At 41.4% G+C, this 26823-nt stretch carries 24 protein-coding genes, 1 other RNA gene and 1 riboswitch; of the genes, 19 read left to right on the forward strand and 6 right to left on the reverse strand.

What is annotated here, in order from left to right:
- Position 1: 1 nt before the first annotated feature.
- Positions 2–2731 carry a PBP1A family penicillin-binding protein gene (locus IRB43_RS03005; protein ID WP_238941749.1) on the reverse strand — a complete coding sequence of 910 codons (2730 nt, stop codon included), beginning with the start codon at positions 2729–2731 and terminating at the stop codon, positions 2–4.
- A 78-nt stretch (positions 2732–2809) separates the two neighbouring features.
- Positions 2810–3415, reverse strand: coding sequence for a Holliday junction resolvase RecU (recU, locus tag IRB43_RS03010; protein WP_203361929.1), 606 nt, complete (start codon positions 3413–3415; stop codon positions 2810–2812).
- A gap of 406 nt (positions 3416–3821) precedes the next feature.
- Between recU and IRB43_RS03015 the strand changes: the two genes are divergently transcribed.
- The 11 genes from IRB43_RS03015 (at position 3822) to IRB43_RS03065 (ending at position 12941) form a co-directional block, all read left to right on the forward strand.
- The gene (locus IRB43_RS03015) at positions 3822–4064 is read left to right on the forward strand and encodes a hypothetical protein (protein ID WP_203361930.1); all 243 of its coding nucleotides are present in this window, start codon (positions 3822–3824) and stop codon (positions 4062–4064) included.
- 83 nt (positions 4065–4147) lie between these two features.
- Complete coding sequence (locus tag IRB43_RS03020) at positions 4148–4498, forward strand: DUF1798 family protein (protein ID WP_203361931.1); 351 nt, start codon at positions 4148–4150, stop codon at positions 4496–4498.
- A gap of 66 nt (positions 4499–4564) precedes the next feature.
- A complete protein-coding gene (locus IRB43_RS03025) occupies positions 4565–4927 on the forward strand; it encodes a YppG family protein (RefSeq protein ID WP_203361932.1) in 363 nt (120 codons plus the stop codon).
- A 170-nt stretch (positions 4928–5097) separates the two neighbouring features.
- Entirely contained in the window at positions 5098–7344 is a 2247-nt protein-coding gene (locus tag IRB43_RS03030; RefSeq protein WP_203362006.1) for a DEAD/DEAH box helicase, read from the forward strand.
- A 33-nt stretch (positions 7345–7377) separates the two neighbouring features.
- Positions 7378–8589: a ribonuclease H-like domain-containing protein gene (locus IRB43_RS03035; protein WP_203361933.1), complete on the forward strand. Its 1212-nt coding sequence runs from the start codon at positions 7378–7380 to the stop codon at positions 8587–8589.
- Positions 8590–8921: 332 nt separating this feature from the next.
- The gene (locus tag IRB43_RS03040) at positions 8922–9161 is read left to right on the forward strand and encodes a CotD family spore coat protein (protein ID WP_203361934.1); all 240 of its coding nucleotides are present in this window, start codon (positions 8922–8924) and stop codon (positions 9159–9161) included.
- 61 nt (positions 9162–9222) lie between these two features.
- Positions 9223–9783, forward strand: a complete 561-nt coding sequence (locus tag IRB43_RS03045) for an SLOG family protein (protein WP_203361935.1) — start codon at positions 9223–9225, stop codon at positions 9781–9783.
- Positions 9784–9862: 79 nt separating this feature from the next.
- Positions 9863–10180 (forward strand): cell division regulator GpsB, encoded by a 318-nt coding sequence (gene gpsB, locus IRB43_RS03050; protein ID WP_203361936.1) that lies wholly within the window; start codon positions 9863–9865, stop codon positions 10178–10180.
- A gap of 78 nt (positions 10181–10258) precedes the next feature.
- Positions 10259–10655, forward strand: an RNA gene (gene rnpB, locus IRB43_RS03055) — RNase P RNA component class B.
- A 153-nt stretch (positions 10656–10808) separates the two neighbouring features.
- Positions 10809–11951, forward strand: coding sequence for a THUMP domain-containing class I SAM-dependent RNA methyltransferase (locus tag IRB43_RS03060; protein ID WP_203361937.1), 1143 nt, complete (start codon positions 10809–10811; stop codon positions 11949–11951).
- Positions 11952–12107: 156 nt separating this feature from the next.
- Positions 12108–12941 (forward strand): cytochrome c oxidase assembly protein, encoded by an 834-nt coding sequence (locus IRB43_RS03065; protein ID WP_203361938.1) that lies wholly within the window; start codon positions 12108–12110, stop codon positions 12939–12941.
- 75 nt (positions 12942–13016) lie between these two features.
- Here IRB43_RS03065 and IRB43_RS03070 read toward each other — a convergent pair whose 3' ends face one another.
- From IRB43_RS03070 to IRB43_RS03080, 3 genes are read right to left on the reverse strand one after another with little or no spacing between them, the layout of a single operon-like run.
- Positions 13017–14666, reverse strand: a complete 1650-nt coding sequence (locus tag IRB43_RS03070; protein ID WP_203361939.1) for a b(o/a)3-type cytochrome-c oxidase subunit 1 — start codon at positions 14664–14666, stop codon at positions 13017–13019.
- The gene (locus IRB43_RS03075) at positions 14663–15145 is read right to left on the reverse strand and encodes a cytochrome c oxidase subunit II (RefSeq protein ID WP_203361940.1); all 483 of its coding nucleotides are present in this window, start codon (positions 15143–15145) and stop codon (positions 14663–14665) included. Before IRB43_RS03075 ends, IRB43_RS03070 begins: the two co-directional genes overlap by 4 nt.
- A gap of 17 nt (positions 15146–15162) precedes the next feature.
- A complete protein-coding gene (locus IRB43_RS03080) occupies positions 15163–15318 on the reverse strand; it encodes a cytochrome c oxidase subunit 2A (RefSeq protein WP_203361941.1) in 156 nt (51 codons plus the stop codon).
- Between the two features lie 270 nt (positions 15319–15588).
- Positions 15589–15690: riboswitch (purine riboswitch) on the forward strand.
- A gap of 118 nt (positions 15691–15808) precedes the next feature.
- Here IRB43_RS03080 and IRB43_RS03085 point away from each other — a divergent pair.
- Entirely contained in the window at positions 15809–16393 is a 585-nt protein-coding gene (locus IRB43_RS03085; protein ID WP_203361942.1) for a xanthine phosphoribosyltransferase, read from the forward strand.
- The gene (locus IRB43_RS03090; RefSeq protein WP_203361943.1) at positions 16390–17697 is read left to right on the forward strand and encodes a nucleobase:cation symporter-2 family protein; all 1308 of its coding nucleotides are present in this window, start codon (positions 16390–16392) and stop codon (positions 17695–17697) included. Before IRB43_RS03085 ends, IRB43_RS03090 begins: the two co-directional genes overlap by 4 nt.
- Positions 17698–17868: 171 nt before the next feature.
- Here IRB43_RS03090 and IRB43_RS03095 read toward each other — a convergent pair whose 3' ends face one another.
- Positions 17869–18729, reverse strand: a complete 861-nt coding sequence (locus tag IRB43_RS03095; RefSeq protein WP_203361944.1) for a hypothetical protein — start codon at positions 18727–18729, stop codon at positions 17869–17871.
- Between the two features lie 131 nt (positions 18730–18860).
- Between IRB43_RS03095 and IRB43_RS03100 the strand changes: the two genes are divergently transcribed.
- The 6 genes from IRB43_RS03100 to IRB43_RS03125 all read left to right on the forward strand — a co-directional run bounded on the left by IRB43_RS03100 (position 18861) and on the right by IRB43_RS03125 (position 26814).
- Entirely contained in the window at positions 18861–19931 is a 1071-nt protein-coding gene (locus tag IRB43_RS03100; protein WP_203361945.1) for a type III polyketide synthase, read from the forward strand.
- Positions 19931–20461 carry an isoprenylcysteine carboxylmethyltransferase family protein gene (locus IRB43_RS03105; RefSeq protein WP_203361946.1) on the forward strand — a complete coding sequence of 177 codons (531 nt, stop codon included), beginning with the start codon at positions 19931–19933 and terminating at the stop codon, positions 20459–20461. The genes IRB43_RS03100 and IRB43_RS03105 overlap by 1 nt, the downstream gene beginning before the upstream one ends.
- A 706-nt stretch (positions 20462–21167) precedes the next feature.
- Positions 21168–24797, forward strand: coding sequence for a dynamin family protein (locus IRB43_RS03110; protein ID WP_203361947.1), 3630 nt, complete (start codon positions 21168–21170; stop codon positions 24795–24797).
- Positions 24778–25008, forward strand: coding sequence for a hypothetical protein (locus IRB43_RS03115; RefSeq protein ID WP_238941751.1), 231 nt, complete (start codon positions 24778–24780; stop codon positions 25006–25008). Before IRB43_RS03110 ends, IRB43_RS03115 begins: the two co-directional genes overlap by 20 nt.
- Positions 25005–25841 carry a sulfurtransferase gene (locus IRB43_RS03120; RefSeq protein WP_203361948.1) on the forward strand — a complete coding sequence of 279 codons (837 nt, stop codon included), beginning with the start codon at positions 25005–25007 and terminating at the stop codon, positions 25839–25841. Before IRB43_RS03115 ends, IRB43_RS03120 begins: the two co-directional genes overlap by 4 nt.
- Positions 25842–25923: 82 nt before the next feature.
- Entirely contained in the window at positions 25924–26814 is an 891-nt protein-coding gene (locus IRB43_RS03125; RefSeq protein WP_203361949.1) for a 5'-3' exonuclease, read from the forward strand.
- Positions 26815–26823 lie beyond the last annotated feature (9 nt).

Genomic DNA, 26823 nt, shown 5'->3' on the forward strand with positions numbered 1-26823 from the left:
TTTATGTTTCTGTTGGTTCCCCTTGCTGAGTATTTCCGCCAGAAGGAGGAGTACCGCCGCCGTTATTACCGCCACTGGTAGGAGGAGTACCGCCACCAGTGTTACCACCACTGGTAGGAGGAGTACCGCCGCCATTATTATTGCCACCGTCTGGAGGAGTACCACCACCGTTGTTGTTGCCACCGTCTGGAGGAGTACCGCCACCATTGTTGTTGTCGCCGTCTGGAGGAGTACCACCACCGTTGTTGTTGCCATCAGGATTTTCTCCATCAGGATTGTTTGGATCAACAGGTGGAGTTTCAGGCTCTTCTGGTTGTGCTTCACCTGGTACGGTGACAGAAGTAGAAGCTGTATCTACTACTTGGCCATTGACAGTCGCAGTCACACTAATATTATATGTTTGTCCCGGCTGTACATTGCTAATGACAGCGGATGTCCCATTTACTGCTTGTGAGCCGCCATTTGAAGAGACCGTAAAGCTTGGTGTGCCTTCTCCACTAAAGGACCAAGAGACAGAGATGCTCTGCGAGGCTGCATTATATGCGGCACTTAAGCCTGTGATTCCGCCTTTCGTCTCTTCTTTTTTCTCTTCTTCTTTTTCTTTGAAATCATTAAATACTTTTTTCGGTTCTTCTCCTTTAACGAACAGTTCATATACTTTTTCGCTATCAGGTGTCCCTTTTCCAGCAATAGCTGGCGGGTTCGAACCTTTTACAATTGGTAATTCGACGACACTTTTTGGCTTTTTGAAATTGTTCGTTTCAACGTCTGAAGACACTTCTTCCATTAAGTACTTAAAGAGCTCTTTTGAAATTTGCTGACTTTCCGTCGATAAATACTCTTTTTTACTTGGATAACCTGTCCAGATCGCCGCTGTGTAGTTCGTTGTATAACCGACGAACCAAGAGTCTGGTGAACCGCTATCCGGAATACCAAATTCGCTTTTCTCTTTCTCCGTATAGTTGGTCGTCCCTGTTTTTCCAGCAACAGGAAGCCCTGGAATATTCGCTTTTCTTCCCGTTCCTTCGTCTAATACATCTTTGAGCATATCTGTAATCATATAAGCCGTATAATCGCTCATTGCGGCTTTCGGCTTAATATTCGTTTTCACTTCTGTTTCCCCATCAGATAACACAATTTTCTTCACGGTATGCGGCTTATTGTATTGTCCTTCATTTCCAAATGCCGCATAGGCACCTGCTAAGTCTAGCGGAGAAATGCCGCTCATAGCACCGATGGAGTTTGACTCATTCTCAGACTCTTCTTTACTTAAACGAATGCCGACATTTCCTAAAAACTCATTTGCTTTTTCATGTCCAACTTCTTGATATGTTTGCAGAGCTGGTATATTGCGAGAGTAAGTAAGGGCTGTTCTCATAGAAATAGGCCCCATATATGATCCACCAGCATTGCGGATCGGTGCTCCGTTAGAATAGGAGTAAGGTCTGTCATCGAGCTGTTGATATGTAGACCATTTTAAATACTCAATAGCAGGACCGTAATCAATTAACGGTTTAATAACAGAACCAGGCTGACGCTGTTTTAAGTCGACCGCATAATTATATCCTCGTTCCACTGTTTGGTTGCGTCCGCCACCAATCGCGCGCACTTCACCTGTTTTCGTATCTGTCAGCGCAATTCCTGCTTGAAAATCATCGCTTGGATAGTTAATGATATCTTCTGTGTCTAACAGTTTATCCATGTAATCTTGAGCATCTTGATCTAGTGTCGTATAAATCTTTAAGCCATCTGAGTAAGGATTATACTCGCCCATTTCCTGTACTTCTTCGACAACCATATCAATGAAAGAGTTATATTTTTTATCCTCTGTTTCTTTTGGCTCCGTTAAGTAAGCGGTGATGGACTCTTGTTTAGCTGTTGCCATTTCTGAACTTGTAATTTTCTCATGCTGTTCCATTAGAGACAGAACCACATTTTTTCGCTTATCAGCGCGGTCAGGGTGCTTAAATGGATTATAATTATTTGGACTTTGTGGCATACCAGCGAGCAATGCCGCTTCGTTTAGCGTCAATTCATCTAACTCTTTATCAAAATAATAGTTAGATGCTGTTTTAATACCGTGGATACCGCCAGACATATACACTTTGTTAACATACATCTCAAAAATTTCTTCTTTGGAATATTTTCGTTCCAGCTGGAAAGCAAGCCAAGCTTCTTGTGCTTTCCTTTTTATCGTCTTCTCAGGTTTTAAGAAAGACATTTTGACTACTTGTTGGGTGATGGTGCTGGCTCCTTGAGAACCGAAGCCATTTGTAAAGTTACTGATCACTGCACCACCGATGCGGATGATATCAACGCCGTGGTGGTCGAAAAAGCGCACATCTTCTGTCGCTAAAATTGCGTCTCTGACCACTTGAGGGATATCTTCATATTTGACGTAGTCCCGTTTTTCTGAACCGACAGCTGTAATATATTTTCCATCTTTATCGTAAATTTTTGACGCAATTGGGTCTCTTAGCAACGCCTCATCTAAGTTAGGCGCATCTTTAACCATAAAAGCAAATGTGCCGACGCCAGCAGCAAGAGAAAGGAACATCAGAACGACAAGGGTAAAGAATATTTTCTTTACGATGGATCGTTTACTGCTTTTCGCTCCAGATGTTGCTGCTTGTTTCGGCCGTCTTGTTTTCTGTTGTTTTCGTCTTTCTGTACGTGATTTGTATTGATCAGACATTTGTCTAATATCCTCGCTTTCAAACGGAGTAAGCAATCAAACTTGCTCTCCTAAATTAATCTTTATTATCTAATTATTAAGGCAATGTGCTAACAGCGTGTCACAAAGCTAGCATTAAAAGTGCAGTTGATTAATAATAGATAAATAGGGAACCCGTGGATGAAGTCCTAATGGGATTTGAAAGGCGACACTTTCTAGTTCTGATTTTGAAATCGACTTTCTTCCACCGTTGTTCATCCGGTCCCAAAAGTGAAACAAGTGAGCAGCCGGAAGATAAAAGATTTCCTCTGACAAGGCAAAACGAAGAATAACAAAACTGATCCCATTTTGCTTTTCCACCATTTTCATATGCTCGATTTGATGGGCATGAAAATTTTTTAATGGAAAAGAGGTTACATTCCTTGTCTCCTTCGCTTCAAAGTCCAAATATTTTCCTCTATACACACCGTTGTAATCAGTTGTTGAGGCTTGCTTAAAATAAGCTTCTTTAATGACCGCTGCGCTTCTCTTTGGATAATCCACTTGAACAATCTGGACGGGGGTGGGCTTTTTGTGTACCACTGCCATCCCACGCTCTAAATAATACTTATTCGTTTCGTTTAAATCCTCCTCAAGCGTCATTCCTCTGTTACTATAGTTTTGTTGTTTCAATTTTGGGGGCATCGATAATGCCTGGGACTGTGGAGCATACTTTTTTCCATTTGGATATTTTATCACCATTGAATACACCTCACAAGATATTACATATCATAACAGAAAAATTTATTTATGGCGCATGAAAAACATTTGTTTTTGTGAAACATTCAAAGAGCGCACGAAAACAGCGATAGCTTCAGCACGTCTCATTTATTCTATTATACCCTCTTCTTTTAGATTCTGCATTTTTTCCAAAGGCTTTGTGGAATGGGGATGTTGATTTCAAGGCTTTTGGCTTCTTCATGTAAAGTAGGTATTTGGACTTTGTCGAAATACGGGATATTAGTTGTAAGCTAACTTCTTTCTTTGCCGAATGAGTACTAGTTTTGTCAGGTGTGAAGGAGATGGTGAATGGATGACCGAATATAGCTTACATAATTAAAAGTCCTGTCCTTAGAATGAAAGAACTATAAGAAAAGGAGTGGTGAACGTGACAAGAGAAGAGGTACTGCGTACTTTAATGGAGATTGAACAGGCAGTCGGGCAAATTGAGAAAGAAATGAAAAAGCGTGTGAGCATTTTGCATAAAGCTCATTGCAATCGTCTCTTAAGAAAAAAAGAACTCATTTTAGAACGACTGGAACACCTTGAAGAAGGTGCAGAGTATCTCTTGTCCGCTCCTTCTTCCTACCGAATGGTTCAGTCATTTAAAGTGACATATGAGCCTTTATGACTCCTTTACTTGAAGTCTCGAAAAAAAACTTATAGAATGTGTACATCTATAAGGAAAGCGCTGTAGCTAGAGGAGTATGTCTGATGGAGAAACTAAAAGTGTTCACAATAGAGTTGCTGAATATCGTCACAGAAGCAAATGATATTTATCTTCAAAAAAGAAAGACAAAAGAGAAAGGTGATTTTTATCAAGAAGTGAAGCCATTTGCTGATCGAGCAAGAGAAGTATGCATACAATGGCAACAAGAAATAGGTCCTTTTGTTCAACAGGGAGATTTTAAATATATCCATCCGCCGCAAGTGGAGGCAGTGGTTGAAAATATAGAGCTTGTATCTGTTCAGGCGTTCTTTCCAGAAACAAGTTATACTCGGTTTAAAAATTATATTGAATCGACGAGTTTTTTACTTGATAGTTTGTTGAATGAGTTGGGCTGATGCTCACTTTTTCCTTTGCTGTTTCATACGATAATATGAATAAACGGTAAAATAGGGGGAGAAAGAATGAATCCTTGGGAAGTGATGCCGCCTCGGCCTGATTATTATATGTATCACCCGTATAGTCCTTCTTATCCTGCTGTTCATCCACAAGCGCAAGCTTCATTTGCTGGTCAGTTATTTGATCATCCTTTGTATCAAGTACAAATGCCTGAACAAAAATACCCGCCTTATTCGCCAATGCCTGTTGCTCCATATCCTGCTTATGGCCAGCAAAAGAATACGGGTAACATGTTTATCCAATCATTTAAAAATGAAGATGGCTCCTTGAATATCAATAAAGCATTGGATACAGCGGGAATGATGATGAATACGGTTTCACAGTTAGGCAGCATTGTGAAAGGTGTCAGCGGATGGTTGAAAGTATAAGTGTGAAGAAAACCGCATGAGGATGCTCATCCTTTTGCGGTTTTCTTCATTTTCTACTGAGTGCGATTTCGAGCCAGCAGAGTCCTATTTTCATGTTATAAATTCCAACTGGCAAACCAAACGTTTATTCGCTAAACTATTACATAGATAAAAGGGGGCAGAAATATATGATCGGTAAGAAATCACTTTCAGAACTCATTCAAGAGCTGAAGCAGAATGAACATATTCTTCACTGGCATGAAATCGAACCTCAGGAGGCGAGGACGAGGCCGATACCTGAATGTATTGATGCCCGTATTAAGTTTGCTTTGCAAAAACGGGGGATTAGTGAGCTGTACAGTCATCAGCTGACTGCTTTTGAAACGGTACAAAAAGGAGAGAATATTGTCGCCGTTACACCGACTGCTTCAGGAAAAACGTTATGTTATAACTTGCCGGTTTTGCAATCGATTGTGGAAAGTGAGACGAATCGAGCTCTTTATATTTTTCCGACGAAAGCGTTAGCGCAAGACCAGAAAAGCGAAATGAATGAGCTGATCGATGAAATCGGTATGGATATTAAAAGTTATACATACGATGGAGATACTTCGCCTGCTATTCGGCAAGTCGTACGAAAAGCTGGACATATTGTTATTACGAATCCAGATATGCTACACTCGGCGATTTTGCCTCATCATACAAAATGGGTGAGTTTATTTGAAAACTTAAAGTATGTCGTGATTGATGAGCTTCATACGTATCGAGGGGTGTTTGGCAGTCATGTCGCTAATGTGATTCAGCGATTAAAAAGGATTTGCCGATTTTACGGAAGTGAGCCGATCTTTATTTGCACATCGGCAACGATCGCCAATCCGAGAGAATTAGCGGAGCAGCTGACAGGCAACTCCATGCGTTTAATTGATGATAATGGAGCACCGAGAGGAAGAAAGCATTTTGTCTTTTATAATCCGCCAGTCGTGAACAAACCATTAAACATTCGCAAAAGCGCCACTGTTGAAGTCAATCAATTAGCGAAGGAATTTCTTAAAAATCGTATTCAGACGATTGTTTTCGCTAGAAGCCGAGTGCGAGTGGAAATTATTTTAAGCCATATACAAGAGCTAGTGAAGCATCAAATCGCCACGAAATCGATTAGAGGATATCGCGGCGGCTATTTGCCAAAGCAGCGCCGAGAAATTGAAAAAGGTTTAAGAGAAGGAGACATTTTAGGTGTAGTGAGCACCAATGCCTTAGAGCTTGGAGTCGACATTGGACAGCTGCAAGTGTGCATCATGACCGGCTACCCAGGCAGTGTGGCCAGCACATGGCAACAAGCTGGGAGAGCAGGAAGGCGGCACGGGGAAGCATTGATTATTATGGTCGCGAGTTCAACACCGATTGATCAATATATTGTGCAGCATCCGTCTTACTTTTTTGAGCGTTCGCCTGAATCCGCTAGAATTAATCCCGATAATTTAATTATTTTAGTTGATCATTTAAAATGTGCGGCCTATGAGCTGCCATTTAAAAAAGGAGAGGCGTTTGGATCACTAGATGTTCATGATATTTTGGAATTTTTAGCGGAAGAACGCGTGATTTATCAAAATGGTGACACTTATTATTGGGCGAATCAGTCATTTCCGGCAGGAGAGATTAGCTTACGGTCGGCTTCTCAAGAGAATGTTGTCATTGTGGATCAGTCAGAAACAGGAAATGTGAAAATCATTGGTGAGATGGACCGTTTTAGTGCGATGACCTTATTACATGATGAAGCGATTTATTTACATGAAGGGGTTCAGTACCAGGTTGAAAAGCTAGATTGGGCACATAAAAAGGCATACGTTAGGGAAGTAGATGTTGAATATTTCACAGATGCGAATTTAGCGGTGCAGCTGAAATTGCTAGAAATCGATCAAACGAAAAAGAGAGAGCGGACAGCCGTTCACTATGGAGATGTGACGATCAATATACTCCCAACGATTTTCAAGAAAATCAAACTAACCACGTTTGAGAATATCGGATCAGGCCCTATTCATCTTCCAGAAGAAGAATTGCATACGAGTGCCATGTGGATCGAACTAACAGAAACAGATGATGAGATTGCAGAAAAAACGCTCGAGCAACTATTGTTAGGTATCGCTAATGTGTTGCAACACATCGTTCCCGTCTATGTGATGTGTGACCGCAAAGATATTCATGTCGTATCGCAAGTGAAAGCAACAAATTCAGGGTTGCCGACGATCTTTTTGTATGATCATTATCCGGGTGGCATCGGGCTAGCGGAAGAAGTATATAAACGCTTTGATGCTATTAAAGAAGCAGCGATCCATTTAATTCAACATTGCCCTTGTGAGGATGGATGTCCTTCCTGTATTGGAACGGAGATCGAAGGTATTCAGGCAAAACAAAGAAGTGTCCAATTGCTCGCTCAATGTTAAAGGTATCCTTTAAAACGGGAAGGAGGGAAGTAGATGAGTTTATCCAATAAGCTTCAGCGAATGAAGTCTCATTTAATTAAAGAAGAGCCTAAAGTGAATGTAGAAAAAGAAAGGACTATTTCGATAGAAGGATGGGGCGATGCTCATATCACTCCTTATGTGCTTGGAGAACAGCATTGTTTCATTCGGGAGGTTCGTTATCCGCTTAGTTATCAGCATGGTCGTTATTCTTTAATTGAAATAAAGAATGTGGTGAAAGATTGGAATGATTGGGACGGGAATCACCCTCTGTCCGCCAAAGGGATGCAAGCGGATGATTTGTTTTTCTTTGATACGGAGACGACCGGTCTTGGCGGAGGAGCAGGTAATACGGTTTTTTTGCTCGGTTATGCACGGCTAGCAGAAGATCAAGTAATCGTGCGCCAGCATTTTTTGCCGGAGCCAGGGAATGAGGTGGCGCTGTACGCCAGTTTTCTTGAACGCGTTGATTATACAACTCTTGTCACGTATAACGGAAAGGCTTTTGATTGGCCGCAAGTGAAAACGAGACATACGCTTGTTCGTGACCATGTGCCAAAGCTACCGACGTTTGGTCATTTTGATTTATTTCATGCATCTAGACGACTGTGGAAGCATACGATAGAATCGGTGAAGCTTGTGAATGTGGAGAAACATGTATTAAATATTGAGCGGCAAGAAGATGTTCCAGGGTTTTTAGCTCCGATGATCTACTTTGATTATTTAGAACGGAAAGATCCTCAAGGAATTTTGAAAGTGATGGAACATAATGAGAAAGATATTTTAACCTTGATTACGCTGTATACACATTTGAGCCATCAGATTTTGCAAAAAAGCGAAGAAAGCACAGAACGAGAGCGCATAGAAGTGGCGAAATGGCTAGATTATATTGGCGAGAAAGAAAAGTCGACACAAGCCTATGCACAGCTTGTACAGGATTCATCGGTCATCGGATTCGAAGCGAAACATGCCCTTGCTTTTCATTATAAAAGGAAGAAACAATGGCCAGAAGCGATCCCGTTATGGAGTGAAGTATGCCGTTATGGTTCGAACCGCTGTAAGAAAGAAGCTCACCTCGAATTAAGTAAATACTATGAACATCAAGCGAAAGATTATGACAAGGCGTTAAAGCATGCTCGACAAGCAGCGAATATGCTAGCTGAAACGAATGAAAAAGCCGCCAAAAGAATAAAACGCATCGAGAGAAAAATGGGTATCCAACCATAATCATCCTCTCGCTTTGCTTTTATACAAAAAATGAGTAATTTCTTATTAAATTCCCCAAATTCCAACTGTCTATTTATTGTATATCCGAAAAAAAGATAGTAATATGTAGAAGGATGTAGAAATATTAAGAAAATACTTTTGGGGTGGATTGACGGTGTATCGCGCAATATTTGTTCTGTTTTTTGTTTTTGTCTGTTTGACGGCCTTGGTGATGACGAATTTAAAAACAAGTTTTTATAGCTTTATGTAAAATAGGTGTTTGTAATAGTACATGTCCCCTTGTCCTGTCATACACTGCTTATGTAAACAGGAAAAGGAAAGGGGGAGCCGACATGTTTCCTTGCAGACCGCCTAGAGTGATGCCAGCTGTGGTTCATCCGCCAACATGCTGTGAAAACCACACGTTTGAGAATATTATTGTCCCACATATTCATCCAAGTCATACAACAAATGTGCATCATCAAATGTTTGAGCATCAGCATTATTTTCCGCATACAGAGTCCTTTGTTCAAAATGCCCAACATCAGCAACAGATGTGCGGAGGTCGTCCTAGACCGCCTTTTGGCTATTAATTGTAAATAAAAAGTAAGGGGCAGCCCTTACTTTTTATCATTGTATAGGGGGAAGATGTCTATGTCTGTTTGGGCGGTCACTGGCTATAAGCCTTATGAAATAGGCGTGTTTAAACAGCAAGATCCAGCTGTTGATTATATTAAGAAAGCGATTCGGCAGCAGCTGCTTCAGCTTGTAGATGAAGGGCTTGAGTGGGTGCTAATCAGCGGACAATTAGGTGTGGAATGTTGGACAGCAGAGGTGGTATTTGAGCTACAAGAGGAACAGAGAAACATTAAGCTAGCTGTTCTCACGCCTTTTCTTGATCAAGAGAAAAGCTGGAAAGAGGAAAACCGTACATATTATGAAACGATAATCAGTCGGGCGGATTTCGTCGCTGCTGTTTCTAAACAGCCGTATGTGAATCCGCAGCAATTTAGAAATAAAAATCAATTGATGCTGCAAAAGTCAGAAGGGCTTCTCGTGTTATACGATGAGGAAAAAGAAGGTTCGCCACAATACTTATATCGTATGGCCAAACAATGGAAAGAACAGCACTCCTATGAAATTTGGCAAATTGGCTTTTATGATCTTCAACTCATTGTTGAAGAAGAGCAATTAAATAATTTAGACTGGGAATAAGGACTGTTTCAATTGACAAAATAGGCTGTTTTTGAAAAAATGAATAAAACAGCTGCACTATATTGAGGTGATGACGAAGATGTTATCTGATAAAGTAAAATTAACGACAAAAGAAATTTTAGAAAAAGAATTTAAAACGTCCATGAGAGGCTATCATCCAGAGGAAGTCGATCAATTTCTTGACCTAATTATTAAAGACTATGAAGTGTTTCATCAAGCGATTGAAGAACTGCAACGAGAAAATCTGCGTTTAAAGAAGCAAAGTGAAACAACAACGACACGTTCACAGCCAGCTCCGGTTCCACAAACAACAGCCGGATCGACAAACTTTGATATTTTAAAACGTTTATCCAACTTAGAAAGACACGTTTTTGGGGACAAGCTATACAATGAATAAGCTTCCAAAAGAGGGAATTAAAATGAACCATTGCAATGAGTTTGATTTTCCTCTATAATGATTCAGGTGATAATAATAACGTTCGGGTAATCGCTGCAGCCGTTTGGCTGTAGAGGAAAGTCCATGCTCACACGGTGCTGAGATGCCCGTAGTGTTCGTGCCTAGTGAATAAATAAGCTAGGGCAGTTCGGTGAAAGTCCGATTGACGGCAGGGAAAATACCTAAGTCGGTCAGATATGGTATGAGTACCTTGAAAGTGCCACAGTGACGTAGCTTTATAAGAAATTATAAAGGTGGAACGAGGTAAACCCCACGAGTGAGCAACCCAAATTTAGGTAGGGGCACCTTCTTTAAGGAAATGAACAATAAGAAGGCCGGATGCTAATGGAAGCATCCGGAGATAGATGATTGCCACCGGAGTACAAGATCTCCCAGATCGCTTGTAGTACGATGGAACAAAACATGGCTTACAGAACGTTATTATTGGGAAACTAACTTCACATGCTCTCCTATTATAGGAGGGCTTTTATTCTATTTCGTACAATATTTAGTGGTGAAAGACTGTATACATAGGTGACATGTACCGAAAATAAAGGTAAATGGGAATTTACAAAGTGCAGGTGAAACGATGGCGACATATACATTAGTAGCTACAGCAGCCATGGGGCTAGAAGCGCTTGTAGCAAATGAAATAAAGCAACTTGGTTATGAAGGCCAAACAGAAAATGGTAAAGTGATTTTTAAGGGAGACGAAGAAGCGATTGCTCGCTGTAATTTATGGCTGCGCACAGCGGATCGCTTAAAGATTGTCGTTGGCGAATTTAAGGCAACCACTTTTGATCAATTGTTTGAAGCGACAAAAGCATTGCCTTGGGAGGAATATTTGCCGGTAGATGCAGAATTTCCGGTACAAGGTAAGTCTGTTAAATCGACGTTATTCAGCGTATCTGATTGTCAGGCAATCGTGAAAAAAGCGATTGTGGAACGGTTGAAATCGAAGTATAAAGTGCAAACATGGCTACAAGAATCAGGACCGCTCTGTAAAATTGAAGTGGCTTTATTAAAAGATAAAGCTACACTAACCATCGATACGAGCGGCGCGGGCTTGCATAAACGCGGATATCGGATTGCGCAAGGAGGCGCACCGTTAAAAGAAACTCTAGCTGCAGCGCTTGTTCAATTAACGAACTGGCATCCGGACCGTCCGTTTGTTGATCCGTTTTGCGGTTCAGGAACGATTCCGATTGAAGCGGCTTTAATTGGCCAAAACATTGCGCCAGGCTTCAATCGTGACTTTGTATCTGAAAGCTGGCCATGGATGAAACAAGCGGTATGGGATCAAGCAAGAATTGAAGTGGAAGACAAAGCGAATTATGATCAACCGCTCGATATCGCCGGTTATGATATCGATCATCGCATGGTTGAGATTGCTAGAGAGAATGCCTTTGAAGCAGGGCTTGGTGATTTGATTGAATTTAAACAAATGAATGTCGCTGATTTTACGACAGCAAAAGAGTATGGCGTGATCGTCGGGAATCCTCCATATGGAGAACGCTTAGGGGATCGTCCGGAAGTAGAGCAAATGTACAAAGCGATGGGGGCAGCTCTAGCACCATATGATACTTGGTCTGTGTACATGATGACCTCACATGAAGGATTTGAACAATTTTACGGCAAGCCGGCTACGAAAAAGCGGAAGTTGTTTAACGGTTTTATTCGAACAGACTATTATCAATATTGGGGTAAACGTCCACCGAGAAAAGAACAATAGAACAGAGGGATGGAGCGGAGTGATTAGTTGTCTTCGCTCTTTATCCTTTTGCTTCATAATAGGTCTATTTATTCGTGAAAAAGTTAGAATATTTTGTTATAGTGAATAATTAGGAAATGAATCGATTATTGTTTTGGTGAGGAGGTTATTTTTATAGTGAACGTCCATTTAATTTCTCACTACGGCTGGTTCAAATTTTGGGGCGTTGGCGTTTTTATCATACTTGTATTGGTATCGTTATTATATTTAAAATTAACGAGCAAATATAAAGTAACGAATCGGCAGCGCTTCTTTTTCTTCACGGCAGTTGTGCTATTTTATTTATTTAAAGGAAGTCCGATCGCTGTTGTGAGTGCTGACCAGCTATTTAGTGCCCATGTGTTGCAGCTAATGGTGATGTTATTCATTGTGCCGCCTCTTAGCATTATGAGTTTGCCTGTTGATTTTTTGCGTTCTTATTTTTGGTCCTATCAAAAAAGAAGAGTGATGAAGTGGCTCACTCATCCATTCTCATCTGCCTTATTATTTAATATTTCATTATCGGCTTATTTTGCTCCACCTATTTTTAATGGAATGATTGATCATTCATTCCTAGTGGTTGTTTGCCAAGGAGCATTGCTGGTGTTTGCTTTTATTATGTGGTGGACGATTATTACGCCGCTGCCGGAAATGACGAAGCTTTCAGAATCTGTTCGCGTGCTTTATATTTTTTTGGCATCGCTATTGCTTCTGCCAATTGGAATTTTTCTGCTCGCTTCAGGACACCCACATTACACATTATATCAAGAAGGCCAGCAAATTCTCCCGAGCCTATCTGCTTTAGGTGACCAGCAGCTAGGAGGCGGGCTTTTAAAGGGAATTCAATTAACGACGTATGGCATCGCTTTATTTGTGATTATGTCAAAATGGGCGAAGAAAGAAGAGGAGCCTGACGATCATTATCCGTATTACGCGAGAGAATCATTCAACGTACCGTATAAAAAGAAATAAAAGCTGTAGAGCATGTGCTCTACAGCTTTTATTTCTTTTGCTTGAAAGTTCAATAGATCTTTCCGCCTTTGAATATTACCAAAGTTTAAATCCTTTAGAACCGATTGGCCCGTATTGGAACATATCCATAACTGGGATGGTGTAAGCGATCAAAATTAATGCGACCGTTACTGTAATCCAAATTTTCCAGTTTTCGAAGACCATTGGTGTTTTTTCCGCACCTTCCGCTACTTCGCCGATCGGGAATTCTTCTTCTCCTTTTGGTGCAAACCAAGCAAGGTTCACGAAGATGATTAAGACTAAGATGATACCTAAGAATAGAATGGTTCCTCCAACTGCTTGAGCAATTTGATAAGGAATCCAATCTAGTGCTTGAGCCGCATCACCATAAGTGGAGAAGGATGAACGACGTGGTGCCCCTAGTAAGCCGGCCGCATGCATAGCCGCTGACATAATGGTCATACCTAGTGCCCATGTGAACGCTTGAACAATCGCTAATGTATTCATCGCAGGCGTTAGTACACGTCCTGTTAAATGAGGGATGAGCCAGTAAGCGATACCGAAAAATGTTAGTACAACAGAAGTAGCTAATGTTAAATGAAAATGTCCAGTGACCCAAATCGTGTTATGCACCACTTGGTTCATTTGGTTAGATGCGTTAACAATACCACCTGCTCCTGCAGGAATGAACGCGACCATACCGATAAATGGAACGGCGAAACGAGCATCTTTCCAAGGAAGCATTTTAAACCAGTCAAATAATCCTTTGGCTCCGCGAGAACGGCCATACAATTCAAATGTGGCAAATAAGCTAAACGCTGTCATGAGTGATGGAATAACAACCATCATTGTTAAAACAACTTGGAGGAACTTCCAGAATGGGCTGATTCCCGGCTCTGTCAACTGATGGTGGAAACCAACTGGTACAGAGAATAATAAGAATAAGATAAAAGACAAACGCGCTAATGAATCTGAGAAAATCTTTCCTCCAACGATTTTCGGAATGATCACATACCAGCACATATACGCTGGAAGTAACCAGAAGTAAACGAGTGGATGTCCGAAATACCAGAATAGTGTACGACTAACGAGCACATCTACACGCTCAACTAAACCTAAAGACCAAGGGAGTAATTGGAAGATGACTTCAACTGCTACTCCGAGCGTAGCTACGAACCAAAGAATCACATTGATCACAGCCATAAAGGTAAAGAGCGGTCCAGGTTGGCCAGGGTTTTGCTTGCGCCAAGAAATATATTTTGCCACTTGAGCAAAGCCAACTAACCAGCTACCAACGACAACAAAGGTTAAGCCAAGATAGAAAATCCAGTGAGCTTTTAATGGAGCATAAAATGTATATAAAACAGTGGCCTCGTTTAATAAAATCATCGCAGCCGCCATAGCTGTACCAATTAACATAACCCAAAATCCAATCCAGCCTGTTAACCGTTGTCCTTTAGATAAGGTACCGGCTGTACGGCTGACGCCAGCTGTTTGGAAACCAAGAATAAAGAATGTTGTTAATACAAGTCCGAGTAATACACCATGGGTCGTTAATACTTGATAATAGCCAATATTTAATGGTAATTCAAAGCGTCCAGAGCGGACTAACACTTGCAGTAAACCAGCGAGTCCACCTAGTGCAAGGGCTGCAAATGCCACATACATATGAGCCATTGCCAGCTTAGCATCGCGGCGATCAACTTTTGCTAATGGGCTGTTCATTCTTTTTCCACCACCTTAAACATCGATTTCATTGTGTGGTGACCAGTACCACAGTATTCATTACAAACAACAAGGTATTCGCCAGGCTTATCAAATGTGGTAACGATTTCATTGATATGACCAGGAACAAGCATCATATTAATATTCGTGCCAGCCACTTCAAATCCATGAACGACATCTTTTGTTGTAGCCATTACTTTCACTTTTGAACCGGCAGGAATTTCAACTTCGCCAGGGTTATAGAAGAAGGCTGATGCCAGAACGACTAATTCATAGTCCCAGTCTTTTCCTTCTACTTTCGTTAAACCTGGTTTATCAAAAGGTTTAATTTGTTCTACTTTCTCATGATTGATCACAGCATTAGCACTAGGTGGCTGATGGCCTTGGTGGAAGGCGCTAATCCCTAAAATGACAAGGAAGGCAACTAAGGACGAAATCCCAAAGGTTAGCCACCATTTTTCATAACGGTGAAGATGCATAATTTATAACTCCTCTCTTAATTGCGTTCTAAGAAAACAGAAAAAACAATAAGCCAAGTAATGATTAAGAAGATTCCTATTCCAAATACAGCATATAAAGTGCCTTTTAATGATGAAGAATCTTCTGGATTTACCTTGATTTCTGTCATTTCTTTCGTTTCAAGCTTTGCCATGGATCTCACTCCTTCTTTATGCTAGTGAATGACTTTCGTTACCCTTAGCATAAGGTCGAAACTGGATTTCCTCTGTGAGAATTATCACAAAAGAAGTCTGGATTTGTGAAAAAAGTGTGAAGAATGTATGAAGAGTCTATAAAGAAAAAATCAAGTGAATAAGAACCAAGAATGGAAAAATGTTCATTTTACGAATATTATTTCCGGAAATGTTTCTTAATGTTCGTGAATAAGCTTGAAATTCTTTGTTTTGCTGATATAATGTGAATACATTAAAAAATAGCATTCGCTCATATAATCGCGGGAATAGGGCCTGCAAGTTTCTACCGGATGACCGTAAATCATCTGACTATGAGTGAGCAGTGGCTGCCTTCATTATGAATGCGGCGAAAAACCCAAAGGGCATTGCTTCACTCTTTTTGAGGAATGTAATGATCTTTGGGCTTTTTCTATGCCCCAAAGATCAACTATTGTTGAGGGGGAAATATAGATGGATCGTTTAAAACAGAAAATTATCGAAGAAGGCAAGGTGCTTTCAAACGAAGTATTAAAAGTGGATGCCTTTTTAAATCACCAAATTGACCCGGTATTAATGAAAGAGATGGGACAAGAGTTTGCCCGTTTATTTGCTGAAGACGGCATTACAAAGATTTTGACGATTGAATCCAGTGGAATTGCGCCAAGTGTGATGGCGGGGCTAGAGCTGGGTGTACCGGTCATCTTTGCTAGAAAGCGTCAATCACTGACTTTAACGGAAGGGTTACTCACAGCGGATGTGTATTCCTTTACAAAACAGCAATCGAATCGCATTGCCGTTTCTAGTGTCTTTTTACATAAAGAGGATCGCGTCTTGATTATTGATGATTTTCTAGCGAATGGACAAGCCGCTTTAGGGTTATTAAACATTGCTGAGCAGGCAGGTGTGCACGTCGCTGGCATTGGAATTGTCATTGAAAAGTCGTTCCAAGAGGGAAGGAAGCTACTGGAAGAAAAGAATGTCCGCGTTGAGTCACTGGCTCGCGTGCAATCGCTTGAAAATGGCGAAGTGACCTTTGTCGAGGAGGCTCGCGTATGAAAACATCGGTGTTAAAAACCGCTTCACTCGGCTTGCAACATGTACTAGCGATGTATGCTGGAGCGGTCATTGTTCCGTTGATTGTCGGCGGAGCGTTAGGGTTAACAGCGGAGCAACTCACATACTTAGTATCAATTGATATTTTCATGTGCGGGATCGCTACCTTTTTGCAAGTGTGGAAGGGGCGTTTTCTAGGAATAGGTTTGCCAGTTGTATTAGGATGTACGTTTACTGCGGTCGTTCCGATGATTACCATTGGTGAATCATCTGGCATTTCAGCTGTATATGGGGCGATTATTGCTTCAGGCATTTTTGTTTTACTCGTGTCCTCTTTCTTTAGTAAGTTTGTTCGCTTTTTTCCTCCTGTTGTGACGGGCTCCGTTGTAACGATTATTGGGATTACATTAATTCCAGTCGCGATGAACAATATGGGTGGAGGCGTCGGCAGTGAAGATTTCGGCTCGTTATCGAATCTTGCTCTTGGCGGAGCGACATTATTATTAATCATTGTGTTATATCGTTTTTTTACTGGCTTTGTTCGCTCGATTTCCGTGTTGATTAGCTTGCTCGTTGGAACGGCGATTGCTTTCTTTATGGGCAAGGTCGATTTTTCACCTGTACAAGAAGCGTCTTACTTCCATATGGTACAGCCGTTTTATTTCGGTACACCTACATTTGAATGGACGGCGATTTTAACGATGATTTTAGTCGCGATGGTGAGCCTTGTAGAATCAACAGGTGTTTACTTTGCGGTAAGTGATATATGTGACAAGCACATCACAGAAAAAGATATTGCCAAAGGATATCGTGCAGAAGGATTTGCGATTATACTGGGCGGTCTCTTTAATGCTTTTCCTTACACCGCTTTCTCGCAAAATGTCGGTTTAATGCAACTGTCAGGTGTAAAATCGAAGCAAGTGATTTACTACACAGCGGGATTTTTAGTCGTGCTCGGACTCGTACCAAAAATTGCGGCGTTTACAACGATTATTCCGCTATCCGTTTTAGGTGGAGCAATGGTCGCTATGTTTGGGATGGTTGTTGCTCAAGGGATTAAAATGTTAAGCCAAGTCGATATGGCGAAACAAGAGAACTTATTAATTATTGCTTGTGCCGTTGGAATGGGGCTTGGTGTTACCGTTGTGCCGGACTTATTCGCGAACTTGCCGAAAGGCCTGCGAATTTTAACAGGAAACGGCATTGTGGCTGGTAGCATGACAGCGATCGTTTTGAATATCTTGTTTAATGAAATTGGTGGTAAACGCAAGCAAGTAGTGACGTTGAGTGGGGCTAAAGTGTCGTAATAACGGCAGGAATATACTAAAAATAGCATCAAAAACGAAAATCATCGTTTTTGATGCTATTTTTTATACTCAATCCTGATAGCGAGATTATTTATCTCCATAAATTACATGTTAAACAATGCTTGAAATAATAAAATAGTCCCGTTTTTATGATGCTAAGTCATTAAATAATTAAACAATTATTTGATTTTCTCTAAACATAATTAGCGCAGTTTTTTCTTTAAGTACATGGTTCAATTCATTAAAAAGATGTACTGCATCAGGTAAAGGTAATTTCTCGGCTAAAAAACGCCCTTTTTGAATAGACTTAGAAGCTTCTTCAAGTTTGTTTGCCTTTATTTGAGCATCGGCTAAACAATACCAATAAAACCAGGCATTCATTTTAGAGATTTTCTCTTTATAGAACTTTTTAATTGCTGGGTAGTATTTCAAATATAGTTCTTGATTGTAGACCAAACTTTCTCCATTCCACTTCGATACATCAACTAAATAACTATCACCAATGTACATATTCCAAGTAGCTATACCTATTTTTTTGTTTTTTATCACAATATCCATTATATGATAGGGAGCATCGGCAATTTTTTGGAGTGAATGATTGCTCCATTGGAAAATTTCAAGGTTACTTCCTATGGCAGCACCACGTGTAACACCAAATAAGTATTCTTTTGTACCGTCACCAGTTATATCAGCTAATCCTGAAAAATCTAAACCTACTCCTTGAGTTTTTATTTCCCTAACTTTTTTCCAACCGGTATTCTTTTTCTTTAATATCATTGCTCCGATTTGAGAAGGAGAGGGCTGTTCTTTGGCTTTTATTTCAAAAGTAAAAATGATTTCATTCTGTCCATCTTGATCAAAGTCATAAAGTTGAATTGATGAGGTAGAGGCAGGCTTTTCAGGGCTTATAAGTAGGGAGTTCGGTGGCTTAAACTTCTGAACAATTTTTGATAAGTCTTCTTTGGCCTGGACAAATACCGGAAAGAGGATTAAACCCCAAAATGTTAGTAAAGTAACTAGTGTGGTCCGCATTCCAATACACTCCTTTAAAATCGTGTCAAAAGTTATAGTCCCCTTTATCGTCGAAGCACTCTCGTTTTTCATGAATAAGTTAATGGCTAAATAGGTAAAATAAGCCTATCAATCAAAGTGGAGAGTTGACTATGTCAAAAATTATTGCGGTTCAAACGGCTTTACCTCATTATGTTGTTCATCAGCAAGAGGCGAAGGAGATGATTTATCAATTATTTCAGCCTACCTATCCGAAAATTGAGCGGTTGTTATCAGTGTTTGATAACGGAGGCATCGATACGAGATATTTGGCGAAACCGTTGGAATGGTATCAAGAGAAGCATAGCTTTGAAGAGAAAAACGAGTTATTTTTAGAGGCGGCGGTGGAGCTTGGAGAAGAGGCGATCAAGGGATGCGTAGACAAAGCTCAAGTGCGATATGAAGACATTGATGCCATCATTACCGTTTGCACGACAGGTTTGGCTGCTCCTAGCTTAGAAGCGCGCTGGATCAATCGCTTGCCTTTTTCCAAAAAAGTGACAAGGCTACCGATTTGGGGGCTAGGGTGTGCAGGTGGAGCGTCGGGGTTGGCCCGGGCGCATGATTATTGCTTAGCCCATCCGAAAGCGAATGTGTTAGTGGTGGCAGTAGAATTGTGCAGTCTTACTTTTCAAGTAGAGGACTTATCAAAAAGTAATTTAATCGGTACGTCTTTATTTGCCGATGGAGCGGCTTGTGTGCTTGTCACTGGTAAGGAAAGTTCGTTGTTTAAAAACGGATCACGCTCGCTCCCGGTGATTCAAAAAACCGAAACCGTTTTGATGGAAGATTCCGAGGAAGTAATGGGATGGGACATTAAGGACAACGGCTTTTATGTGATTTTTTCAAAAGATATTCCTGCGATTGTCCACCAGTGGTTGGAGCCGCAAGTGACAGAGTTTTTAGCGAGCCAACAAACAAAAATAGAAGAAATCGGTCATATCGTCGCTCATCCGGGTGGTAAAAAAGTATTAGAAGCGTATGAACAGAGTTTACGGCTAGCGCCGGATCAGTTGAATGTATCAAGGAGCGTGTTAAGCCAATATGGCAATATGTCATCCGCTACTGTGCTGTTTGTGTTGGAACAATATGTACAAAGAGATATACATACAAATAATTTAGGTTTGATGCTGGCTCTTGGGCCGGGGTTTAGTTCGGAAATGCTGTTAATGAGGTGGGAGTAGTGTTCTTTTATGCGTTTATTATATTGGTGGTGGCGCAACGGTTAGTGGAGCTTGTCCATGCGAAACGGAATGAAAAGTGGATGAAGGCAAAGGGAGCGGAGGAATTCGGGCAAGGGCATTATCCGTTTATGGTGCTGATGCATATGACGTTTTTTGTTGCTCTAGTGGTCGAAGTGAGCATAAAACAGCCAACGCTTCATTCATTATGGCCTGTTTTACTCATTCTTTTTCTTGGCTTACAGTGGATGCGGGTGTGGACGATTCGCACGCTCGGCCGCTACTGGAATACGAAAATTATTGTGTTAAAAGGTGAGGAAGTTGTTGTTAAAGGTCCATTCCGCTTTTTAAAACATCCTAACTATTTCGTTGTGACGGCTGAGCTGATCGTCATTCCGCTAATGTTTCAAGCATATTGGACATTGGTGGCTTATTTCTTTTTGAATCAGTTCATTTTAATGATTCGTTTAAACGAAGAAGAAAAAGCGCTAGAGCAACTGACCAACTATCAAGAGGCATTTGCCAAAAGGTGAATTTTTTATTAAAAAATAATTGACAGAAAATTGCGAGAGGGTTATAATTGTAACCAATAACAATAAGAACTGAAGCAGATATGCAAAGTCACTTCCTTAAAGACTTCCTCTTTTTGATCAAGTGAAAAAGCATGCTGCTAGAGATAAACCGAAACTGTCAAATCTGCTAAATTCTCTAGAAAAAGAGACCTGTGCGCAGATCGAGCCAGTGATACCTTCCTTGTTTGGAGTGGATATCACTGGCTTTTTCGTTTCCTAGCCCACCATAAAAAATTGGAGGAATGAAAGATGTGCAAAAAAACAGGTTGCGGGAAATGTTCAAATTGTCCACTTGCTAATACAAAAAAAGAAAAGTAAATAAGGAAAATCATGACCGGTATTGAAAATCATTATCGTTCATGATAAAGTAGAAGTGAAGATGAATATTATTATCAACCGAATGATAAATATATAAGGACTGAACAAAAAAGGACGGTGTGGAGATCATGGTATGGATGTTTGTTGGAGCCACAGTAGTGGTGTACGGTGGAGTCATGAAATATGTGGTCGATCACGTAAATAAAGCGCAGGCATAATTTGGAAAGAAGGCTGATAGAAAGCCTTCTTTTTTCTTTTTTACGATGGGCAATAAAGCGGAAATCAGATACAATAGAAAAAAAGAATCCGCTTCCTAACGTAAGGACAGTGTATAAGGAGTTTTGAGATCATGTCATTAGAAACACAGCAACAAACATTATCAGAAACCATTGCTAGAACTGCCTGGCTTCATGATTTATTTGAACAATATGGAGATGAAGAGCGGGCGAGAAAGGCCAAATTGTTTTTAAAGAAGTTGCACGACGAAGAGTTTATTGTGGCGTTTTGCGGACACTTTTCAGCCGGAAAATCGACGATGATCAATGAACTGACGGGTGAGAAGCTATTGCCGTCGAGTCCGATCCCAACGAGTGCGAATTTAGTGAAAATTCATAAAGCTCCTGAGGACTTTGCGAAAGTGTATTATAAAGACCGAAAACCGCTCCTTTTTCAAGCACCATACCGCTTTGAAAAAGTGAAAGAATATTGTAAAAACGGGGAAGAAGTCGAAGCGATTGAAATTGGTCACAGCGAATCTAGCTTGCCGCCGGAAGTGACGGTCATGGATACACCAGGAGTCGATTCTACAGACGATGCCCATCGTATTTCAACCGAATCAGCGCTTCATTTAGCGGATATGGTGTTTTATGTAATGGATTACAACCATGTGCAGTCGGAATTAAATTTCATCTACACGAAAGATTTGCTTTCTCACGGTGTGAAATTGAACTTGATTATTAATCAAATTGATAAACACCGCGACGAGGAGCTATCATTTGATGCCTTTAAGCAATCGGTCTATGACTCGTTTGCGTCTTGGAATGTGCATCCGGAGAAATTTTATTTCACGAGCTTGAGAGAGCCAGATCTTCCTTATAATGATTTTGCAGAAGTGAAAGAGTTGATTCATCAAAGCATGGCGAATCGGGAACAGTTAACGCTTCGTTCGGCGGAAACGATGATGAGTCTACTCGTCAGTGAGCATCTACAGTGGCTGCAAGACGGACAAGAAGAAGCACGAGAACAATTGCAAGCCATTCTTGGGGAAGCTTGGAAGGCGGAAGAAATCATCGCTAATGAACAAAAAACAAAGGCGGAGCTGGATAAGCGTGACGCGAACGCGTTAGTGAAATCCGTCGAAGAAGGCCGCGAAAAAGTGCTGCAAAATGCGTATTTAATGCCGGCCTCTACTCGGCAATTGGCGAAGGACTTTTTAGAAGCGATGCAGCCTGAATTTAAAGTCGGTCTATTCTTTAGTAAAAAGAAAACAGAGGAAGAGAGACAGCGCCGACTCGATGTATTAATGGTGGATTTAAAGGAGAAAACAGAAGCGCAGCTCGAGTGGCATCTTCGTCAATTGTTTGCTTCATGGTTAAAGTCAAGTGGGTTAATGAGTGATTCCTTGCAGCTAGAAGCGGAGGAGCTGTCCTTTCCGTTCGATGAATCGTTATTAAAGGATACGATCAAAACGGGGGCTAAAGTGACAGGGGACTATGTTCTTAATTATTGCGATGACGTTGCCAATCAATTAAAGAAAAAGGCGCGAATGGCAACAGAGGAGCTAAAGGTTCGTGCCGCGCAAGAAATGGCGGTTCAATTTGCGTCTGAACAAGCAGGATTGAAAGAAAAATGGCAAGCTTGGCATCGAAAACTAACAGCCATCCAGCAATTATCTAATTTTGATTCGACAATGGAAGAGCATCGAAATGCCTTGCATGAGCTGATGATTCGTTCGTTCCCTGATGCACCTGCGAGCTTCGATCAATTTGTTCAGGCATGGGAAAAAGAACGGGAACAAGTGGACATTTTTAGCGGAGAGTGGGAAGAAGAAGCGGCGGTCACGATTGAAAAAGTAGAACAAGAAGCAGAAGTCATTGTATCGAATGAAAGAACGGTAGCGGTTAGTGACACAGTCTCGAAACTAAGAAACATGAACCGTCAGCTAGATGGCATTCCGGGGTTCCAGCGTTTCATTGATGGGCTTCGTCAAAAAGCGGATCGTCTAGAGCAGCGCAAATACACGATTGCTTTATTCGGAGCGTTTAGTGCAGGGAAGTCCTCATTCGCGAATGCCATGCTCGGTGAAAAGGTGCTTCCGGTATCACCGAACCCAACAACTGCGGCAGTCAACCGCATTCATCCGCCTGATGAACAGCATCCGCACCGGACAGCGGCTGTTCATTTGAAAACAGAAAAAGATTTATTATTGGATTTGCAGCATTCCTTGCAATTATTTGACCGATCCGTTATGTCCCTTGCTGAAGCGGATCAAGTGATTCCGGAATTGTTAACAGCGAATGAAGGAGAAGGGCGCGAAAAAATTCATCTCTCCTTTTTGAAAGCTTTTCATGAAGGCTATCGTGAATATCAGGATCAGCTCGGCACGACGTTATTGGTTGATCTACAGGCGTTCCAAGGATTTGTGGCGAATGAGAAGCAAAGCTGTTTCGTTGAATCGATCGATCTGTATTATGATTGTGATTTCACGAGACAAGGGGTAACGCTCGTTGATACACCGGGGGCTGATTCGATTAATGCGCGTCATACGGGCGTGGCCTTTGAATACATTAAAAATTCCGATGCGATTCTGTTTGTGACGTACTATAATCACGCCTTTTCGAAAGCCGATCGTGAATTTTTAATTCAGCTCGGTCGGGTCAAGGATGCGTTTGAGCTCGATAAAATGTTCTTTATCGTTAATGCCATTGATTTAGCGAAAGATGAAGAAGAAGTACAAGAAGTGAAAAACTATGTGACGGAGCAACTATTGCAATACGGCATTCGCTTTCCGAGGTTATTTGGCGTTTCCAGCTTGCAGGCGATTCAAGAAATTGAGCGCGGCGAGACCAATCATCCAAACTCCAATATTTTGCCGTTTAAACAATCGTTTCACCAGTTCCTTGAGGGCGATTTAGCACAAATGGCGGTGCAATCAGCAGAGGCTGAGTGGGAGCGTGGAATAGAAAGACTACGTCAGCTGATTGCGACAGCGAAGGAAAATCGCGACAACCGGGAACAAAAGCAACAGGAGTTAAACGATCAGCAACAACAAGTGGCGACTCATTTAACCAATGAAACATCTCAATTATTAGAAAAACGATTATCGCAAGAAATTGATGAACTTGTGTACTATTTAAAACAGCGTGTATTTTACCGTTTTTCCGATTTCTTTAAAGAGTCATTTAACCCGGCGACACTCAACAGTAATCAAATAAAATCCGCTCTAAATCAAGCATTAAAAGAGCTCCTTGAAGCGGTCGGATATGACTTGGCTCAAGAAATGCGGGCAACAAGTTTGCGGACAGAAAATCACGTGCATGAACTCTTGACGGAAAAATATGCGAACCTGCAATTGCATTATCAAACGATTCAGCCGCAGCTGTCGTTTACGCCATTGGAGTGGTCGTCACAAGAAACGCCAGAGTTTCCAACGGCGTTTGCGAATGAACCGCTATCGACGTTCAGCCAAGCGCTCTCCTTGTTTAAAAATGCAAAATCATTCTTTGAGAAAAATGAAAAGCAGCAAATGCAGGAGCAATTAGAAGAGAAATTATCGATCCTGGCCGATGCCTATTTAGAAACGGAAAAAGACAAATTATGGACATGGGCTCATAATGAGCTAGATACGGGCATGGCTTTGATCCAAGCAACGATTGAGTCGGATGCGAAAGAACAATTTACTGCTTGGTTAGATGTACTAGATCATGCGGAAAATATTGATGAATGGGAGCGCATTTTAGTTGAGCTTCAACGAGCGTAAACAGGAGATTATCCGTCGTTTTCATACATGTGCTACTTGCTGTCACTTTCGGGCGATCAAAGGTGAATCAGGAATGAATTATATGTGTAGCCGGCTTGGATTTGCCACAAAGCCGGACTATACCTTTGATTGTTGGGACCCTAAAGAACAAGTGAAGCAACTGATGGAAAAAAGACTAAAAGCAGCGGAAAATAAGGGGGAGAACGGATGAATTTCATTAAATCGATTGATTGGCTAGCGAGTCATGTAAACGATCCGAATGTATGTGTGATTGACTGCCGTTTCAGTTTAGCCGACGCTCAAGCAGGGGAGAAAGCCTACATGGAAGGGCATATTCCAGGTGCTTTTTACGCTCATTTAGATCGCCACCTATCCGGGGAGAAAAAGCAGCATGGAGGCAGACATCCGCTACCGAATGTAGAAGATGTTCAAGCTGTGTTTCAATCGTTCGGAATTACCGAGGAGACAACCGTCGTTGTGTATGATCAAGGGGAAGCAATGTTTGCTGGCCGATGCTGGTGGTTATTATCTTATCTTGGTCATTCGCGTGTGTATTTGTTAGATGGAGGCTTTCAAGAATGGACAAACCGCAAGCTTCCGGTTACTCAAGAAATTCCAATGGCTACTCCTAGTTATTTCCCGGTAAATATTCAAACTGATTGGCTCGTTTCTATCGAGGAAGTGAAAGAAGCTGTCACAAGCGGGTCATCGGTACTGATCGACTCACGTGCACCGGAACGCTACAACGGCGAAGTAGAACCGCTCGATCGCGTACCCGGTCACATTCCGACTGCGGTCAATTATTTCTTCCAAGACGGACTGCAAGGAACGAACTGGAAAGAGCAGCAACAGCAAATCACTCGTTTTCGAGAGCTAGATGCTAATAAGTCAATTATTGTTTACTGCGGATCTGGCGTGTCAGCTACCCCGAATATTATTGCCTTAAAGGAAGCTGGATTTCGTGATGTAAAATTATACGCAGGAAGCTATAGTGACTGGTCTTCCTACGAGGATTTGCCGGTTGAGAAAAAGAACGAACGTTAACGCAATAGTGAAACGCTTTAGAAAATGATGTTTCTAAAGCGTTTTTTTGCGAATATGATAGAATAGCAGTTGAGGTGACAACATGAACAAACAAGAGCATATTTTGCTTGTCGATGGAATGGCTTTATTATTTCGTGCTTTTTACGCGACAGCGGTGAGCGGCCAATTTATGTACAATTCACAGGGGTTGCCAACAAATGGTGTCCAAGGATTTATGAAGCATTTATTATTGGCGGTCGATCACAAACGCCCGACCCATGTGGCTGTATGCTGGGATATGGGCAGTCAGACGTTCAGAAATGAGTTGTATTCAGGGTATAAAGCAAATCGATCCGCGCCGCCTGAAGAATTAATTCCGCAATTTGACTTGGCGAAAGAAGTCGCCAGTTCTTTTTTGCTTCCGAATATCGGTGTTGTCGGTTATGAAGCCGACGATTGCATTGGGACGATTGCGAAACGAGAAGAGCGCAAGGTGACGATTTTAAGTGGAGACAAAGATTTATTACAATTATTAGACGATCAAGTTGATGTAATGCTTTTGCAAAAAGGGTACGGCAATTATTTAACGCATACAGTAGGCAGTTTTTCTGAACTATACGGCATCACTCCGCAGCAATTTATCGATGTGAAGGCCTTAATGGGGGATACGAGCGACGGTTATCCAGGCGTGAAAGGCATCGGTGAAAAAACAGCCTTTAAGCTCGTGAAAGAATTTGGTTCGGTGGGAGAGATCATGAACAATATCGACAAGCTGACACCTTCGCAACGGAAGAAGATGACAGACGACATCGATATGCTCTATCTATCTCACAAACTTGCTCAAATTAATTGCGATGTGCCATTAGAGTGGAACGTGCAAGAAGCAAGCTGGGAAGGCATCTCGAAAGAAGCGGAACAAGTAGTGGAACAGCTGGAATTAAAAGTTCTCCGCCGTCATTTGGTAGAGGTCGTATCCAGCAATCCATGGGCCTAAAGGTGAGTG

It is taken from the genome of Bacillus sp. REN10, from assembly GCF_016820555.1.
Lineage (GTDB): Bacteria > Bacillota > Bacilli > Bacillales > Domibacillaceae > Bacillus_CE.

Coding starts and splice junctions, on each gene's coding strand:
- gpsB (WP_203361936.1), top strand. CDS start 9,863: ATGTTATCTGATAAAGTAAAATTAACGACAAAAGAAATTTTAGAAAAA.
- IRB43_RS03085 (WP_203361942.1), top strand. CDS start 15,809: ATGGATCGTTTAAAACAGAAAATTATCGAAGAAGGCAAGGTGCTTTCA.
- IRB43_RS03060 (WP_203361937.1), top strand. CDS start 10,809: ATGGCGACATATACATTAGTAGCTACAGCAGCCATGGGGCTAGAAGCG.
- IRB43_RS03070 (WP_203361939.1), bottom strand. CDS start 14,666: ATGAACAGCCCATTAGCAAAAGTTGATCGCCGCGATGCTAAGCTGGCA.
- IRB43_RS03020 (WP_203361931.1), top strand. CDS start 4,148: ATGGAGAAACTAAAAGTGTTCACAATAGAGTTGCTGAATATCGTCACA.
- IRB43_RS03035 (WP_203361933.1), top strand. CDS start 7,378: ATGAGTTTATCCAATAAGCTTCAGCGAATGAAGTCTCATTTAATTAAA.
- IRB43_RS03120 (WP_203361948.1), top strand. CDS start 25,005: ATGAATTTCATTAAATCGATTGATTGGCTAGCGAGTCATGTAAACGAT.
- IRB43_RS03045 (WP_203361935.1), top strand. CDS start 9,223: ATGTCTGTTTGGGCGGTCACTGGCTATAAGCCTTATGAAATAGGCGTG.
- IRB43_RS03090 (WP_203361943.1), top strand. CDS start 16,390: ATGAAAACATCGGTGTTAAAAACCGCTTCACTCGGCTTGCAACATGTA.
- IRB43_RS03080 (WP_203361941.1), bottom strand. CDS start 15,318: ATGGCAAAGCTTGAAACGAAAGAAATGACAGAAATCAAGGTAAATCCA.
- recU (WP_203361929.1), bottom strand. CDS start 3,415: ATGGTGATAAAATATCCAAATGGAAAAAAGTATGCTCCACAGTCCCAG.
- IRB43_RS03100 (WP_203361945.1), top strand. CDS start 18,861: ATGTCAAAAATTATTGCGGTTCAAACGGCTTTACCTCATTATGTTGTT.
- IRB43_RS03110 (WP_203361947.1), top strand. CDS start 21,168: ATGTCATTAGAAACACAGCAACAAACATTATCAGAAACCATTGCTAGA.
- IRB43_RS03075 (WP_203361940.1), bottom strand. CDS start 15,145: ATGCATCTTCACCGTTATGAAAAATGGTGGCTAACCTTTGGGATTTCG.
- IRB43_RS03095 (WP_203361944.1), bottom strand. CDS start 18,729: ATGCGGACCACACTAGTTACTTTACTAACATTTTGGGGTTTAATCCTC.
- IRB43_RS03125 (WP_203361949.1), top strand. CDS start 25,924: ATGAACAAACAAGAGCATATTTTGCTTGTCGATGGAATGGCTTTATTA.
- IRB43_RS03025 (WP_203361932.1), top strand. CDS start 4,565: ATGAATCCTTGGGAAGTGATGCCGCCTCGGCCTGATTATTATATGTAT.
- IRB43_RS03040 (WP_203361934.1), top strand. CDS start 8,922: ATGTTTCCTTGCAGACCGCCTAGAGTGATGCCAGCTGTGGTTCATCCG.